The sequence below is a fragment of the Devosia sp. genome (genome assembly GCF_024707125.1).
Taxonomy (GTDB): Bacteria; Pseudomonadota; Alphaproteobacteria; order Rhizobiales; family Devosiaceae; genus Devosia.
Genome location: NZ_JANQAH010000011.1, coordinates 473,345 through 489,691, shown reverse-complemented (window position 1 = coordinate 489,691; position 16,347 = coordinate 473,345). Strand labels below are relative to the sequence as shown.

The window sequence follows — 16,347 nt, the reverse complement described above, 5'->3', positions numbered from 1 at the left end:
GCGCAGGAGCGGCCTGCGCAACGCCCGGCGGAAAAGATGAGCATCAGCGAAATTCTCAGTTCGAGATCCGGAAGACTGCATTCCGTGCCGATGCTTGGCGCCTCGGTGATGATGCATCTGGCGCTGGCCGTTTCGGCGAGCCCGGTTTGCGCCACGCCTGTGCGCCCCCATCTCTCCGACGCCCGCAGCTGGGGCTATCAACTGCAGATGGTGGACCCCGATCTCGTCGCAGATTCGCCCTATGATCTCATGGTCATCGACTATGCGCGCGATGGCTCGGCAGAGCAGGCGTTCAGCCGATCCGAGGTCATGGCCATGAAGCGCAAGCCCGATGGCGGCGCGCGCATTGTGCTGGCCTATCTCAGCATCGGGGAAGCCGAGGACTACCGCTCATACTGGAACCGGAGCTGGCAGACTTCGCCACCAGGCTGGCTCGGGCAAGAAAACCCGGATTGGCCGGGCAATTATGCGGTGCACTACTGGGATCCTGCCTGGCAGAGCGTGATCCTGGGCGGGCCGGAAGCCTATCTCGACAGCATCATGGCGGCGGGCTTTGACGGGGTCTATCTCGACCGAATCGATGCCTTCGACGTGTCCGACCCAGCGGTCTCACGGGCCAGCCGCATGCAATTGATGGTCGAGTTCGTCTCGACCATTGCCGCCTATGCCCGCAGCGCCCATCCCGGTTTCATTGTCGTCGGCCAGAATGCCGAAGAGCTGTTGAACTATCCCGACTATGCGGCGGCTATCGATGGTGTCGGCAAGGAAGACCTGTTCTTCGGCCTCGATGGCGACGGCACGCTTAATTCCAAGGGCGAGCTGCGCGCCAGCCTGACGCCGCTGCAGCGCTTTCTCGCCTCGGGCAAGCCGGTCTTTCTCATCGAATATCTCGATACGGCGGAATCGAGGGCCCTGGCTCACAAGAATGCCGATGCCCTCGGGGTTCCGCTTTTCATCGGCAGCAGGGAGCTCGACGATGTCCGGTCCCGTTAGTTTCCAGGATCCCAAACAGCTCTATCGCGCCGTGCCGGCGACCCCGACGCGGCCAGACCGGACGCTGCTAGCGATCATGCTCCTCGCCGTCGTGAGTCTTGCAGGCACGCTGGCCTTGCTCCCCGGCACCGAAGAAAAGGCCGAGGGCCTTCTTGCAGAGGGCCGCTATGGCGATGCGATTAACATTCTCGTCGCTGTTGAGGAGGATCGTCCGCTCAACGATTATGAGGGCTATATGCTCTTCAGGCTCTATATGCTGGCGCGACAGCCCGATAGCGCTGCTCTGCTGCTCAGTCAGCAGCCGGCGTTGCATGTCGACAATATCGAGGCTCTGCGCGAGCTCAGCGATCTCTACCGGCAGATGGGCGATGTGCATGGCGAGATGACGATCCTGCGCCGGATCTACGACGCCAGTCCCAGCGATGCCGATTTTGCGCGGCTGCGCGTGCTCTATCGCCTGACGGGCGATACCTCCGGCGAGGCGTCCTTATTGACCCGGGCGGTCGCTGACGGCCGTTCGGATGCGCCATCTCTGGAGCGGCTCGCCTATCTGCAGGCCCTGTCTCCCAATGGCGCAAGCGCGGCCGTCTGGGTCGCTCCATCGGGCAGTTTCTGGCGATTTGAGGCTGCGCGATCCGCGCAAGTCCTAGCCCTGACGAACCTGCCTTCCCCTGCAACCCCATTACTTACGGCGATTGAGTAGGAACCATTATGGCCATTGTTCTTGACGGAGCACTTCTCGACTGGACGGCTGACGACCGGCTGGAAACCGCCGCCACCACCATTGCCGGCTATGCCCTCTATGGACGGCTGGAAGGGGACGTTTTCTACTTCGCCCTCAGTTCGCCCCAGGCGATTGGCGCAACCTCGACGCTTTGGCTCAATACCGATGCCAATATCAATACCGGCTACAAGGTCTGGGGTTTTGCGGCGGGTGCCGAGTTCAATGTCAATTTCGGCGCCAATGGCGTGCCCCGGCTCTATACGGGGGCCGATGGGCAGACCCTGGTCGGTGATCTCACCTATGCGATGAGCGCTGACCGCCGGGTGCTGGAGATCGCCCTGCCCAAGAGCCTTTTGGGGGCGAGCATATCGAGCGTCGGCATCATGGCCGACATCAACAATACCGTCTTCCTGCCAGCCGACTATACCCAGGCGGCCTATACGATCACGACGCCGGCGCCGAGCGTCTTTGATGGCCTGCTGACCGAATGGACCGTGGATCAGCGCCTCGACAATGTGCCGGGAAAGACCGTTGCGGGCTATGAGCTCTATGGCAAGGTGGCGGACGACAGCTTCGTCTTCGGGCTCAAAAGCGCGGTGCCGATCGGGCCGAACACCACCTTCTGGCTCAATACCGACAACAATACCGCGACGGGCTACCAGATCTGGGGCTTTGCTGGCGGCGCGGAATTCAACGTCAATATCGGGGCGGATGGCGTCGCGCGACTCTATAGCGGGGCCGACGGTCAGACGCTGGTTGCAACGCTCGACTACAAGATAGCCTCGGGCGGGCTCAGCATGGAGTTTTCTGTACCCAAGGCCCTGCTCGGGCCGGCGGTAAACAGCGTCGTGATCCTCGCCGATATCAACAATTCCGTCTTCCTGCCGCCCAGCTATTCGAGCGGTGGCTATGTGCTGACAACACCAGTGGTGGTGCCCCCCGGACCCTATGATGGCCTGCTCACCGAATGGACGGCGGCGCAGCGGCTTGATACCGGCGCCGGCGTTGTTGCGGGCTATGAGCTCTATGGCACCGTGAGCGAGGACAAGTTTGTCTTTGCGCTCAAGAGTGCCGTTGCCATTGGGCAGAACACGACCTTCTGGCTCAATACCGATGCCAATGTCGCCACCGGCCACCAGATCTTCGGCTTTGCCGGCGGGGCGGAATTCAACGTCAATATCGGAGCGGACGGAGTTGCCCGGCTCTATAGCGGCGCCGATGGCCAGACCCTGGTCGGCCAGATCGATCACAAAGTTGCCCCGGATGGCATGAGCATGGAATTTGCCGTCCCCCGCAGCCTGATCGGCGCTTCTGTTACGGCGATCACCCTTCTGGCCGATGTCAACAATTCGGTCTTCCTGCCGACCACCTATGCCAATGGCGGCTATACGCTGGTTGATCCGGCTTCGATCCCGCCGAGCCAGTTCGATGGTGTGCTGACGGAATGGACGGCCAGCCAGCGGCTTGAAACGCCGATGACGACGGTCGATGGCCATGAGTTCTATGGCCAATATAGCGACGGCCAATTCACCTTCGGCTTCAAGAGTGCCGTTGCCATCGGGCCGAATACGACCTTCTGGCTCAATACTGATGGCAATGCGGCCACCGGTACGCAGGTCTTCGGCTTTGCCGGGGGCGCCGAGTTCAACGTCAATATCGGCTCGGACGGGGTGGCACGCCTCTATAGCGGTACGGCCGGGCAGACTCTGGTCGGGGCCATCGACTACAAGTTGGGGCCGGATGGGAAGACGATCGAATTTGCCGTGCCCAAGACGATGATTGGCGCCGCGGTCACCTCGGTCAGCATTCTTGCCGACGTCAATGACAGCGTTTTCCTGCCGGCCAATTATCTCTCGCCCGCCTATACGGTTTACGATCCGGCCTCGTTGCCGGCGGTGACTGATACCGGCAACAAGATCGCCATCGTCTTTTCGCAGACCACGGCCAACAACTATTTCAGCCCGATGGCTTATACCCAATTGGTCATGGCGGCGCAGAGCCAGGCCATGGCGGCCGGCATTCCCTTCGATCTCGTATCCGAGGCCGATCTCGCCGACCTCTCCAAGATGGTCAACTACGACGCGATCGTGTTTCCCTCGTTCCGCAACGTGCCGGCCAATCACCAGGCCATCTACGATGTGCTGACCAAGCTTGTGTACCAGTACGACGTTTCGCTCATCGCGGCCGGCGACTTCATGACCAATGACGCCGCCAATGCGAGCCTGCCCAACAATGCCTATGAGCGCATGCAGACGCTGTTCGGGCTCAACCGTACGGGTGGGGAGAGCGGGGTAACGGTCAATATCGAGGCCACTCCGACGGGCCACGCCATTACCGAGGGCTATGGCGCGAACGGCGCCATTCATACCTATACCGGGGCGGCGACGTCGTATTTCTCGGCCGCCAATCCCACTGCGGGTTCTGTCAGCGTGATTGCCGAGCAGGTGGTCAATGGAACGACCCATGGCGCCGTGCTGGGCACGGTTACCGGCAGCCGCAATGTGCATTTCTCGACTGATGCGCTGCTGGGTGACCTTAACCTGCTGGGTCAGGCCATAGACTGGGTCAATGAAGAGGTGGCTGGTCCGACCGTGTCGTTGAATATGACGCGGAACACTTCGCTCTTTGCTTCACGCAACGACATGGACCAGAGCCAGGAGAGCTTTGACGTCGACGGTGGCATCTATGACGCTATGCTGCCCTTCCTGCAGCAGTGGAAGACCGACTACAATTTCGTTGGCTCCTATTACGTCAATGTCGGCTTCAATCCGCCCGACCAGGAAACCAACTGGCTCATCTCATCGCAGTATTACGACGCCATGCGCGCCATGGGGAACGAGATCGGGTCGCACTCCTATACGCACCCTGAAGACACTAATTTCCTGCTGCCCAATGTCCTGACGCAGGCGCTGCTGGATCAGCGTATCGCTCAATATGCCGCAAGGCCGGGTGGCCCCGGCATTGTCGGGGAGGCGCTGGCCTCGATGACGCTGGCCCAGGTCAATGCCAAGCTGGCCCAGGTGCTCGCGGCGCCCAATCCGAGCGCACTCGATGCGACCTCGAAGGCCTTCCTTGAGGCGACCTACACCTTCCAGTTCGCTACAGCCCGTGCGGTGCTGGAGGCCAATCTTGGCTATTCGGTTGGTGGCGCGGCTGTGCCCGGCATGCCCGAGCAATTGCTGCCGGCCCAGCAGATCATCCAGTATTACGACTATCTCTCTGGCGGGGCTTCCATGCTTGGCGCCGGCTATCCGGGGGCCATCGGCTATCTGGCGCCGGGCGCCGATGGCCAGGTCTATATTGCCCCAAACATGTCCTTTGACTTTACCCTGATGGGATGGCTGGGGCTGACCGTCGAGCAGGCCGAGGCAAAGTGGGCGGCCGAATGGGCTCAGCTCACCGCCAATTCCGACATGCCCATCGTCGTCTGGCCCTGGCACGACTATGGCGTGACTGCCTGGTCGCTGGATGAGGGCCAGACCTCGCCCTATACCGCAGCGATGTTCACCAATTTCATCGCCGCGGCCCATGCCGCCGGCACTGAATTCGTGACACTGGCCGATCTGGCGGCGCGCATAAAAGCATTTGAGCGCACCGATTTCGGCTTCAGTGTCGCTGGTGACGTGATCACCATGCACGCCACGCCCCAGCAGGGCCAATTGGGTACGTTTGCGCTCAATCTCGATGACCTTGCCGGCAAGGTGATCAAGTCGGTCACCAACTGGTACGCCTATGATGCCGACAGCGTCTTCCTCGATGCTGATGGCGGCACCTTCACTGTGCAGCTGGGAACGAGTGTGGACGACGTCACCCACATCACTTCGATCGGTTCGCGTGCCCAGCTCGTGAGCCTGACGGGTGACGGCACCAATCTCGACTTCACCATTGCCGGGGAAGGGCGCATTACAATCGATCTCAAGCAGACCGTCGGCTTTACCTATCAGGCGACCGGCGCGACGATCGTCGGCCAGACGGGCGATATCCTCACGCTCGATCTTGGCGCCATCGGCAGCCACACGGTTGCCTTGCGGCAGGTTCCGATCAATCGGGCGCCCACTGATATCGTTGTTTCCAACCAGGTGGCCCTGCCGGAGAACACGGCCGCGCGGACCAAGATTGCCGATCTGGCGGTGATTGACCCCGATACCGACCCGTTGCTGCGCATGAATGTGGTGACGGTCTCTGATGCCCGCTTCGAGATCGATGCCTCGACCGGCGCGCTCTATCTCAAGGCGGGACAGGCGGTCAATTTCGAGGCGGGCGCAACCATTGCCATGACCTTGACGGCGACCGACGGGCCCCTGAGCCTGTCCAAGGCCATCGTGCTCACGGTGGTCAACGTCAACGAAGCGCCGACCGGTGCGCCAACGGTTGCCGGATCGGCTGTCGAAAACGTGCTTCTGAGTGCGGGCACTGCGCTGATCGCGGACCCGGATGGGCTCGGCGCCTTCACCTACCAATGGCAGCGCGGCAATGGCACGGTGTTCACCAATATCGCCGGGGCGACGGCCGCAACCTATCGCCTGGTGCAGGCGGATGCGGACCAACTGGTCCGGGTCGCCGTGTCCTATCGCGATGGCAGCCTCACCACCGAGACGATCTTCTCGGCGCCCACGACCCAGGTGGTCGATGTGCTCGCCAATACGACGCTGACGCCGCTGATGGCCAATACCGCGCGTACGATCACCACGGCCGAGCTTGTCGGGGGCGGGATCACCGGTACGGTGACGATCAATTCGCTCACCGCATCGATTGGCACCCTTGTGGCGCTTGGCAGCGGGCAGTGGACCTATACGCCGCCAGCCAACAACGATACCGGGGTCACTTTCAGCTATACCGCGACAAACGGCACGAAGCTGGCCCAGGGCACCGCAGCGATGGATCTGCTGCCGTCCAACACGATCATGGGTACGGCCGGCGTGGACAATCTGGCCGCGCGGGCCACGGCCGATACCTATCGGGGCCTTGCCGGCGGGGATACGATCTCGGGCGGGGCCGGCAATGACACGATCTATGGCGATGAGGGCAATGATATCGCGGGTGGTGGTGACGGGAATGACGTTTTCTTTGCCACGCTCTCGGACGGCAATGATCGCTATACCGGCAATGGCGGGACGGATCGGTATGACCTGTCCGGCACCACGGCCGCAGCGACGGTGAACCTGACCAATGGCACCGCCTCAAGCAGCCAGACCGGCAGCGACATTCTCGCGACCATCGAAAATGTCACGGGTGGTTCGGGTGCCGATACCATTACCGGTTCTTCGGCCGCCAACGTTCTCGATGGCGGGGTCGGCGCCGATATCCTGCTCGGCATGGGTGGCGCCGATACACTTGTCGGCGGGGTTGGTGCCGACCGTCTCACCGGCGGGACCGGGCGCGACGTGATGACGGGCGGTGCCGACAACGACACCTTCATCTTCACCGCCACCTCGGAAATGGGCAATACGACCACGACGCGCGATGTCATTACCGACTTCACGCCCGGCCAGGACAAGTTCGACTTCTCGGCCATCGACGCCAATACGCTGCTGCTGGGCAATCAGGCCTTTTCCTTCCTTGCCCCGCAAGGGGCGGCGTTCACTGGGGTTCGGGGCCAATTGCAGTGGCGGGTGGAGGACCCGGCGGGGACGACGAACGACAAGACCATTGTGCTCGGCGACATGAACGGCGATCGCGTCGCCGATTTCCAAGTCGAGCTGACCGGTCTCATTCAATTGGGGGTTGGCGACTTTATCCTGTGACCCCCTTTCGATGACGCCCCCACGTCATCGCGCAGATGCCCGGCAACCCCCACGCCGGGCATTTGTGTTTCCGGCGTTGACTGCCATCAATGCCGGGGCAAACAACCCCGCCTAGCCTGAGCACAGCCTCATCTCCCAGGGAGACAAAGATGTGCGGAATCGTTGGAATTGCCGGCTGCAAGCCGGTGGCCGATCGCCTGGTCAGCGCCTTGGCGCAGCTCGAATATCGGGGCTATGACAGCGCCGGAATTGCGACCCTCGACCACGGCGAAATCCAGCGCCGACGCGCCCCTGGAAAATTGGTCAACCTTGCCAATAAGCTTACCCTTGATCCCTTGGCGGGCACGATCGGGATCGGGCACACGCGCTGGGCAACGCATGGTGCGCCGACCGAACTCAACGCCCATCCGCATGCGACGCCGCGCGTCGCCGTGGTACACAATGGGATCATCGAAAACTATCGCTCACTGCTGGTGGAATTGGCGGCCGATGGCTATCTGCCGCTGACTCAGACCGATAGCGAAGTGGTGGCCATGATGGCGACGCGGTGGATGGATCTGGGTCTATCGCCGGTGGCCGCCGTTCAGGCGACCGTGTCGAAACTGCAGGGGGCGTTTGCACTGGTTTTCCTCTTCCACGGTGAGGAGCAGATGTTGGTCGCAGCGCGTCAGGGTTCGCCGCTGGCGGTGGGCTATGGCGATGGGGAAATGTTCCTGGGTTCGGATGCGCTGGCCCTGTCGCTCTTTACCGATAAGGTGACCTACCTCGAGGAAGGGGACTGGGCCGTCGTGACGCCGGGCCAGGCGGCGATCCGCAGCCGCGAGGGTTCCAATGTCAACCGCGTGGTGCACCAGACCAATGCCTCGTCCAATATCGTCGAGAAGGGGCCCTATCGCCACTTCATGCTCAAGGAAATTCATGAGCAGCCGGATGCGGTTTCGCGGGTCATTGGCCGGTTCGTCGATCGTGGTGCGCGGACGCTGGCGGTGCAGGACCCGCTCTCCTTCGATTTTGCAGATCTCTCGCGGATGACGGTTTCGGCCTGTGGTACGGCTTATCTAGCAGGTGTGGTCGGCAAGTACTGGTTCGAGCGCTATGCGCGCCTGCCGGTCGATATCGATGTGGGTTCCGAATTCCGCTATAGGCAACCGCCATTGGCGCCCGAGGGGCTGGCGCTGTTTATTTCGCAATCGGGTGAGACGGCCGATACCTTGGCGGCCTTGCGCTATTGCGCGGCGAATGGCCAGCACATCGCCAGCGTCGTCAATGTCGAAGAATCGACCATTGCCCGCGAGTCCAAGTCGGTGTTTCCGCTGCGGTGCGGGCCGGAAATCGGGGTTGCTTCCACCAAGGCGTTTACGACGCAGCTGACGACGCTCGCCTGTCTATCGGTTGTGGCAGGCCGGGCGCGTGGCGTGTTGGATAGTGGCAAGGGGGAAGAGCTGGTGACGGCGCTCGAAACCTTGCCCGGTGCCATCGCCAATGCGTTGTTGGCTGAAGATGAAATTGCCGAGATCGCCAGGAGCATCAGCAAGGCCAGCGATGCACTGTTCCTTGGGCGGGGGCCGCTCTATCCGATTGCCTTGGAAGGCGCGCTCAAGCTCAAGGAGATCTCTTATATCCATGCCGAGGGCTATGCGGCGGGGGAACTCAAGCATGGCCCCATTGCGCTGGTCGATGAGACCATTCCGGTCATCGTCATTGCGCCATCTGACGAGCTTTCGGAAAAGACCGTTTCCAACATGCAGGAGGTAGCCGCGCGGGGCGGGCGCATCGTGCTTGTGACCGATCCCAAGGGTGCGGAAATGCATGGCGGCATGGCGCAGCAGTGCATCGTTTTGCCGGAGGTGCATCCGTTCGTGGCGCCTATCGTGGCGGCGATTGCCGTGCAGTTGCTGGCCTATCATACGGCGGCGCATCTCGGCGCCGATGTGGACCAACCGCGCAATCTCGCCAAGTCGGTGACGGTGGAATAGGGCCGGGAAGTATTTGCGGCAAAAGGGACAAGTGCACTTGTCCCTTTTTGTCGGCGATCCCATTCTCTCCTGCAAAGGAGAGTCTTTGGTATGACCAATCCGTTTTTCGAAGAGTGGGCGACGCCCTTTGGCGTGCCGCCCTTTGCCGAGATCAAGACCGAGCATTTCAAGCCGGCTTATGAGGCGGCGCTGAAGGCGCATGAGGCCGAGATTGCGGCCATTGTCGGCGATGCGGATGCACCGAGTTTTGAGAACACGATTGTCGCGCTGGAACGGAGCGGCGCGCAGCTTGATCGGGTTGATCTCGTTTTCTCCCAGCTTGGGTCTGCCAATACCAATGAGACCTTGCAGGGCATCGAGCGCGACCTGGCGCCGGTTGTGGCCCGCCACTGGAACGCGATTTTCCTCAATCCCGCGCTCTTTGCGCGGATTGATGCGCTTTATCAAAAGCGCGCGGAACTGGGACTCGATGCCGAGGCGTTGCGGGTGTTGGAGCGCTACCACCTCGATTTCGTCCGTTCGGGGGCGAAACTGTCGCTGGCCGACCGCGAACGCTTTGCCGGGATCGTCGAGCGGCTTGCCGTGCTCGGCACGGAATTCGGGCAGAACGTGCTGGCCGATGAGCAGAACACGGTCTTTGCCTTGAGCGAAACCGAGGTTGAGGGGCTGCCTGATTTTGCGCGAGCCGCTGCCGCCGAAATGGCGCGGGATCGCAAGCTCAACGCGCCCTATGCCGTGACCACGTCGCGCTCCAGCGTCGAGCCAGTGCTGCATTTTGCGCGGGATCGCGCCGTGCGCGAAAAGGTCTGGCGTGGCTTTGTGACGCGAGGCGCAAATGGCAATGCGAGCGACAATCACGCCATAATCGGCGAAATCCTGCGGTTGCGCGGTGAGCAGGCGAAGTTGCTCGGCTATGAGAGCTATGCCGCATATAAGCTCGCCGACAGCATGGCCGGCACGCCCAAGGCGGCGCGGGGGCTGCTCGAACAGGTGTGGAAGCCGGGCCGGCAGCGAGCGCTTGACGATCGGGTGGCGCTGCAGGGGCTGATCGACGAGGAGGGCGGCGATTTCAAACTCGCCGCCTGGGACTGGCGCTACTATGCCGAGAAGCTGCGGCTGGCGCGCTTCGATTTCGACGAGAACGAAATCAAGCCCTATCTCGAACTGTGGAAGGTGGTGGAGGCCGCGTTTCATGTGGCCTCAAAGCTCTTCGGCGTGAGCTTTGTTCCGCGCGAGGATATCGAAGGCTATCACCCTGATGTGCGCGTCTGGGAAGTGCAGCGCGAAGGGAAAACGATCGGCATTTTCTATGGCGATTATTTTGCCCGCGCCGGCAAGCGTAGTGGCGCCTGGATGACCTCGTTCCGCAAGCAGGCCAAGCTCGACGGTGCGGTCATTCCGCTTGTCGTCAATACCTGCAACTACCTCAAGCCGCCTGAGGGGCAGCCCGCCTTGTTGTCGCTCGACGAGGCGCGGACAGTGTTCCATGAGTTTGGGCATGGGCTGCATGGTCTCTTGTCGAACGTCACCTATCCGCGCATTGCCGGCACCAGCGTGGTGCGGGATTTCGTGGAATTGCCATCGCAGCTTTATGAGCACTGGCTGGAGTCCAAACCCGTGCTGGCGCGTCTGGTGCATTATCGCACCGGCGAGCCTATCCCGCAGGCGCTGCTCGACAGGATGACGGCGGCGGGCAAGGCCAATAAGGGTTTTGAGACGGTGGAGTTCGTGTCTTCGGCAATCCTCGACATGGACTATCACTCAGCCATCATTGGCGAGAACGAGGATATTCCGGCGCTGGAGCGCAAGACGCTCGACGATATCGGCATGCCCAAGGAAATCGCGCTGCGCCATGCCAGCACGCATTTCCTGCATCTCTTCTCGGGCGATGGCTATGCGGCCGGCTATTACAGCTATCTGTGGTCAGAGGTGCTCGATGCCGATGGCTATGGCGCCTTCGAGGAAGCGGGTGATCCTTTCGACAAGGAAACTGCGGATAGGCTCTACAAATATGTCTATTCGGCCGGCGGCTCGCGCGACTATGCGGAGGCCTATCGTCTCTTCCGTGGACGCGATCCCGATGTGAAGGGGCTGCTGGAAGATCGCGGGCTGGCTGATTTGATCCCGATTGAGGATGGCGTGGCGGGGTAGCCACCCCATTCCACTAAATCCACCGGCTGTCATCCCGGCCTAGGGCCGGGGTGACAATCGAGTGTTTGCTTGCGTCGGAGGCCTACTGAAGCGTCAGCACGAAGCGGAACTTTGCGTCGCCTTCCCACCACATGGGGAAATTGGTGCCCCATTTGTTGTTGTAGAGATTGACGCGAAGTCCGCCGGAGAAGTCCGGGCGTTCGGCCTGGAAGGGGATGAAGGGCGAGGCGGCGGGCGCTACCAGCGCTGCGTCGAGCAGGGCCAGGTTCAGCACCTGCCCGCCGGCATTCACCTCGACTGCCTCGACCGCCTGCAGTTGGCCGCCGCCCTTGCGGGCTATGGCTTGGCTGTCATGCCAAAGGCCGAGTTTCTGCAGTCGCCAGCTTTCGCCGCCCTGCGGAGTGAAACGAAAGAAACCGGCTTCGGGCATGCGATTGGCCGGCTTGCTGCGCAGGGTTAGGATCACTTCGACCTGTCGGTCGTTGATCCCGCGAAGGGTGATGTCGCAGCGGGCGGGGGCGCCGATTTCGGCATGTGCGTCCGCGGGCAGGGCCGCGATGCTGGTGGTGCCGCCAATGCCCTGAGAGACAGGCGACACGGCTTCGGTTCGTGCCGTCTTCGCGCTGCTAAGGCCGGGCTTGTCGTGGTCAAGAATGGCCCATTCCTGACGGTGCTGCAGATAGGAATCGAGGTGCTTTTGGAGCTCGGTCCAGTCGTAGCTTTCGTGGGTGTAGCCGAAGAGTACGCCGTCCTTGCCGGCGATGCGTGTGCCATTGGGAGCGGTGAGGGCGGCGATGCTGCCTGTGGTGGGGTCAAGCTCGGCGGTCCAACCGCCGTCACTTAGGCTTGCCGCACTGCCTGTGGGTTCGGCGGCCGGTGTCACCGTTGTTTCGCTGAGCACGCGATCGGCAGCCTGTCGGTCGGCGGTGTCGAGTTCAGCGAGCGCGGTGTCGATATAGGCGCGCTGCTCGGCCCAGGATTGTTCGGAATAGGCGAAACGGTAGTCGGCCTTGCGTGCCTTGTCGAAGTCGGCGCGGTCCCAGGCCCTGTCGTCGCGGAGATAGGTTTTGATGTCGACGCCCCAGGTGTGTTCGGCAACCTGGGTCAGGCCGCGGGCAAAGGCGCGGCGGGCTTCGGTCGGTTCCCAGCCATCATAGAGACGCTGAAGGGCGCGGAAGCGGGCGAGTTTTTGTGGATCAGTGGCGGTGCCGTGGATCCAGCTATCGCCAATTTCCTCGGTGACAACCGGAAACTCTTCGCGGCGGCTCCACATCTCGGAGCCGAAGGCGTCGAGCGTGGAGGCGGTGACCACGGCATCAGGGTTTTCGTGGCGGATGTGGCGCAGGGCCTCGACGGTCTGGCCGACGCTTTGTGGGCCGATATTGTCGTTCGTATGGGCGAAGCTGAGGCCGATTTCCGGGCCGGCGGGAAAGTCGGTGGCGCCGTAGGATGCCTGGTACATCACCACGACCTCTTCGCCATGTGGCGCGCGCCAGCGGAAGATCGGCGGCACGTCGGGGACGGGGCTCGCCGTGTTGACGCCCAGATGCAGGAAGTTGACGCCGGCTTCGGCGAGGAGTGGCACCATGCCGAGCGTATGGCCGGGAACGTCGGTCATCTTGGCGGCCGTGGTGTGGCGGCCAAAGCGCTGGTCGAGCTCCTGCGAGAAGGAGAGCCCGGCGCGGAACAGGGCCGGCGACATCAGCTCGGTATGGGTGGTGAAGGGCAGGGCGTGCCAGGTGATCAGGCCTCGCTCGATGGCGCGTTCGAGCTTTTTGACCCGTTCGGCGTCCTGCGAATGCAGATGATCCCAGATCAGCCAGGCGCCCGTGGTCCAGATGAATTCGGGCTGATCAGGGTTCTCGGCGAAAAAATGCTCGCCGGTGGCGATAGCCTGGGGGATGAACTGATTGTGGTACTGCGCGCGAACGCGTGAGGCGTGATCGGTGAAGCCGATATCGAGATGGGTCTTGAAGACGAGGTGGATCTTTTTGGTCATGGCAAAGAGGTTCAGCCGACGGTGCCGCGTACGACAAGCCGGGTGTTGAGGGTTTCCTGGAAGCCCGGAGCATCGGGATTGTTGAGGCGGCGGAGGATCAGGCGGACGAGGGCGCGGACGCGCTCGTCGAGATCGAATTTCACCGTGGTGAGATTGTAGCTTTTCCAGTGGGACTGGGCGATGTCGTCGAAGCCGATGACTTTGACATCCTCGGGCACGCGCAGTTTTAGTTCGTGGCGGAGGGCATCGATGACGCCGAAGGCGCCGACGTCATTGGCAGCGAAAATGGCATCGGCGCCGTCGCCAACGCGGAAGAGATCGATGGTCGCCTGGTAGGCGGAGTCATAGCTGAAATCGCCGCGCGCCACGACGGGCGGCGCGAGGCCGCGATCGGCCATGACCTGGCGCAGGGTGCGCTCGCGCGAGGTATTGGCGCGGGATTTTTCGGCGCCGGAGAGGTAGGCGATGCGTCTGGCCCCAAAGCCCTGAAGCAGGGCGACGGCCTGATCGATACCATCGCGCTGCAGCACGTTCAGCCGATCATGCAGGGGGTCGTCTTCCGCCTCTTCGCTGGTGCCGGGCAGGGGGTAGTGCACATAGATGGGCACGGCGCGGTCGAGGAAACGCGCGAGCGTATGTGGCTTCACGTTCTCGACGAAGGCGATAACCGAGTCTGGATTGAAGCCGCGCATATAGGCGAGCAATTGCTCGTCCATGGAATAGTCGGTGCGCGTCTTGAACAGCAGAGTGGCAAAGCCCTCGGCCTGCAGGGCCGTGGTCAGTGCGTCGATCTCCTGGCTTTCCCAATGGCTGCACACATCGGGCACGATGACGCCGACAAGATGCGAACGCCCGCTGACCAGGGCCCGGGCGGCCCGGTCTGGCGTGTAGTTCAGCTCCTGCGCGATCTTCAGGATCAGCTCGCGTTTTTCAGGCTTGAGCGAGGTGTGCGGATTGAAGGCGCGTGACACGGCGACGCGCGAAACCTGGGCTCGCGCGGCAACCATTTCGGCAGTCGCCCGCCCTCGCGGGGCCTGCTCAGTGTCGGTCACGATAATCCTCCCATCCACTCGCTAGGAGTGAAAACGTGTTCAATTCAATGGCTGTAAGGGAGCCGGGAGTCAAGTTAGCCGTGAAGCGGTTGACTCGCAATGTCAGCCTTGATTGTCACCGGAATGTCTCGGAAGCCTGCCATACAGCAAATGTGCTCGTTACACCCGTTTTCTCCTCTGCGAATTCTCCGCATTGACGAGAAATGAAAACGTGTTCATTCTGTGATGGTCGGACGCGGGGAGCGTTCTGGCCAAGATCGGCTACCGGAGAATTCGGAGCCACCATTTCGGGAGGATTACCTACGATGAATAATCGTATGCGCGCGCTTGCGCTCGGCCTTATCGGCGCCACCTCGGTTGCCATTCCTGCCTTTGCCGTGGATCTCAATGTCACCTGCCGCTGTGTCATCGGCGGCGTGAACAGCGGCACCGCCCAGTGGATCGAAGAAAGTGTCATTCCGGCTTTCGAGGCGGCCCATCCTGATGTCAATGTGACGCTCAACCAGTTCGGCGGCGAAGATGCGCAGCTCACCCAGCAGCTGGCGCTCGACTTCTCGACCGGCGCCGGCCCCGACGTTTCCGCCTTTGATGGCTTCCTCATTCCCTCCTTCGTGGAAGGTGGTCTGCTGAAGGCGCTCGACGAAGTGGCTGGTCCAGAAGTCAATGACTGGTCCGGCTGGGCGGCACTGTCCGATGGTTCACGCTCGCTGATGGAATATCAGGGCAAGTTCTACGGCATTCCGCTCGGGACCGACGTGCGCATGATCCACACGCGCAAGGACATTCTGACCGAAGCCGGCATCGATGGTGAAAACTGGCAGCCTACGTCGTGGGAAGAGGTGCTCGACGCCGCCCGCGCCATCAAGAAGATCAAGCCCGACAGTTTCCCCATCCAGCTCAATGCGGGCGTTGCGATGGGCGAAGCCACGACCATGCAGGGCTATTGGCTGGCGCTGCTCGGCACGGGCGAAAAGGTGACCGACGAGAACGGCAAGTTCGTCGTTTCGAGCCAGGGCATTTTGGACACGCTCAATCTCTACAAGACCATCTATGTCGACGAGCAGCTTGGTGACCAGCGCGCCCAGCTCCTGGCCGATGGCCGCAATCGCTCCTTCGCTAATTTCCGTGATGGCGTGACGGCACTGCTGTTCGAAGGCGACTATTTCTACCGCTCGGTCACGCCGGAAGGTGCGGAATTTGCCGTGCCGAACCGTGACGAAGTCATGGGCTGGGCCAAGATTCCGGCCAAGGAGCCGGGTGCAGGTATTCGCGGCCAGGATTTCGTGACCATTTCGGGTGGTACGGGTTTTGTGATCAACCCCGCGACTGACTCGCCCAAGGAAGCCTGGGCTTTCCTCTCGTTCATGAACGAGCCGGAAATGCAGAATGCCTTCCAGGCCATCCAGCCGCGCATTACCGCCCGTACGGATATCGAAATCCCGAACAGCCCGTTCCTCACGGCAACCAGCCAGACGCTGCTGCCGCTGACCACGGCGCGTCCGAACGATCCGAACTACAATGCGGTTTCCTCGGAAATCCAGCGCATGACCGAAGCCGTGGTTTCGGGCGAACTCTCGCCGGAAGACGCCATGGCTCAGTACAAGGCGGCCGTGATCGCCATCGTCGGCGAAGACAACACCGTCAGCCTGCTCTAGTCCTCCCACGTCGACCCGGTGCCCTTCGGGGTGCCGGGTTTGCGGGAGTTTTT

At 61.9% G+C, this 16,347-nt stretch carries 8 protein-coding genes; 6 read left to right on the top strand and 2 right to left on the bottom strand.

Annotated elements, in window-relative coordinates:
• The first annotated feature begins 90 nt into the window (after positions 1-90).
• The 5 genes from NVV77_RS17230 (at position 91) to NVV77_RS17210 (ending at position 11,588) form a co-directional block, all read left to right on the top strand.
• Positions 91-993, top strand: coding sequence for an MJ1477/TM1410 family putative glycoside hydrolase (locus tag NVV77_RS17230; protein WP_295416190.1), 903 nt, complete (start codon positions 91-93; stop codon positions 991-993).
• Positions 977-1,696, top strand: coding sequence for a tetratricopeptide repeat protein (locus tag NVV77_RS17225; RefSeq protein WP_295415189.1), 720 nt, complete (start codon positions 977-979; stop codon positions 1,694-1,696). The genes NVV77_RS17230 and NVV77_RS17225 overlap by 17 nt, the downstream gene beginning before the upstream one ends.
• An 8-nt stretch (positions 1,697-1,704) precedes the next feature.
• Positions 1,705-7,461 carry a M10 family metallopeptidase C-terminal domain-containing protein gene (locus tag NVV77_RS17220; RefSeq protein ID WP_295415188.1) on the top strand — a complete coding sequence of 1,919 codons (5,757 nt, stop codon included), beginning with the start codon at positions 1,705-1,707 and terminating at the stop codon, positions 7,459-7,461.
• A 149-nt stretch (positions 7,462-7,610) separates the two neighbouring features.
• Positions 7,611-9,437, top strand: coding sequence for a glutamine--fructose-6-phosphate transaminase (isomerizing) (gene glmS, locus NVV77_RS17215; protein WP_295415187.1), 1,827 nt, complete (start codon positions 7,611-7,613; stop codon positions 9,435-9,437).
• A 90-nt stretch (positions 9,438-9,527) separates the two neighbouring features.
• On the top strand, positions 9,528-11,588 hold the full coding sequence (locus NVV77_RS17210; RefSeq protein WP_295415186.1) for a M3 family metallopeptidase: 2,061 nt from the start codon (positions 9,528-9,530) through the stop codon (positions 11,586-11,588).
• 82 nt (positions 11,589-11,670) lie between these two features.
• On the opposite strand, the gene NVV77_RS17205 is transcribed toward NVV77_RS17210, so the two are convergent.
• Together NVV77_RS17205 and NVV77_RS17200 are read right to left on the bottom strand one after the other, a co-directional pair.
• Entirely contained in the window at positions 11,671-13,587 is a 1,917-nt protein-coding gene (locus NVV77_RS17205) for a DUF5054 domain-containing protein (protein WP_295415185.1), read from the bottom strand.
• A gap of 11 nt (positions 13,588-13,598) precedes the next feature.
• A complete protein-coding gene (locus NVV77_RS17200; RefSeq protein WP_295415184.1) occupies positions 13,599-14,639 on the bottom strand; it encodes a LacI family DNA-binding transcriptional regulator in 1,041 nt (346 codons plus the stop codon).
• Between the two features lie 305 nt (positions 14,640-14,944).
• Between NVV77_RS17200 and NVV77_RS17195 the strand changes: the two genes are divergently transcribed.
• Positions 14,945-16,294 (top strand): extracellular solute-binding protein, encoded by a 1,350-nt coding sequence (locus tag NVV77_RS17195; RefSeq protein ID WP_295415183.1) that lies wholly within the window; start codon positions 14,945-14,947, stop codon positions 16,292-16,294.
• Positions 16,295-16,347: the final 53 nt, after the last annotated feature.

Coding starts and splice junctions, on each gene's coding strand:
- NVV77_RS17230 (WP_295416190.1), top strand. CDS start 91: ATGCTTGGCGCCTCGGTGATGATGCATCTGGCGCTGGCCGTTTCGGCG.
- NVV77_RS17225 (WP_295415189.1), top strand. CDS start 977: ATGTCCGGTCCCGTTAGTTTCCAGGATCCCAAACAGCTCTATCGCGCC.
- NVV77_RS17220 (WP_295415188.1), top strand. CDS start 1,705: ATGGCCATTGTTCTTGACGGAGCACTTCTCGACTGGACGGCTGACGAC.
- glmS (WP_295415187.1), top strand. CDS start 7,611: ATGTGCGGAATCGTTGGAATTGCCGGCTGCAAGCCGGTGGCCGATCGC.
- NVV77_RS17210 (WP_295415186.1), top strand. CDS start 9,528: ATGACCAATCCGTTTTTCGAAGAGTGGGCGACGCCCTTTGGCGTGCCG.
- NVV77_RS17205 (WP_295415185.1), bottom strand. CDS start 13,587: ATGACCAAAAAGATCCACCTCGTCTTCAAGACCCATCTCGATATCGGC.
- NVV77_RS17195 (WP_295415183.1), top strand. CDS start 14,945: ATGAATAATCGTATGCGCGCGCTTGCGCTCGGCCTTATCGGCGCCACC.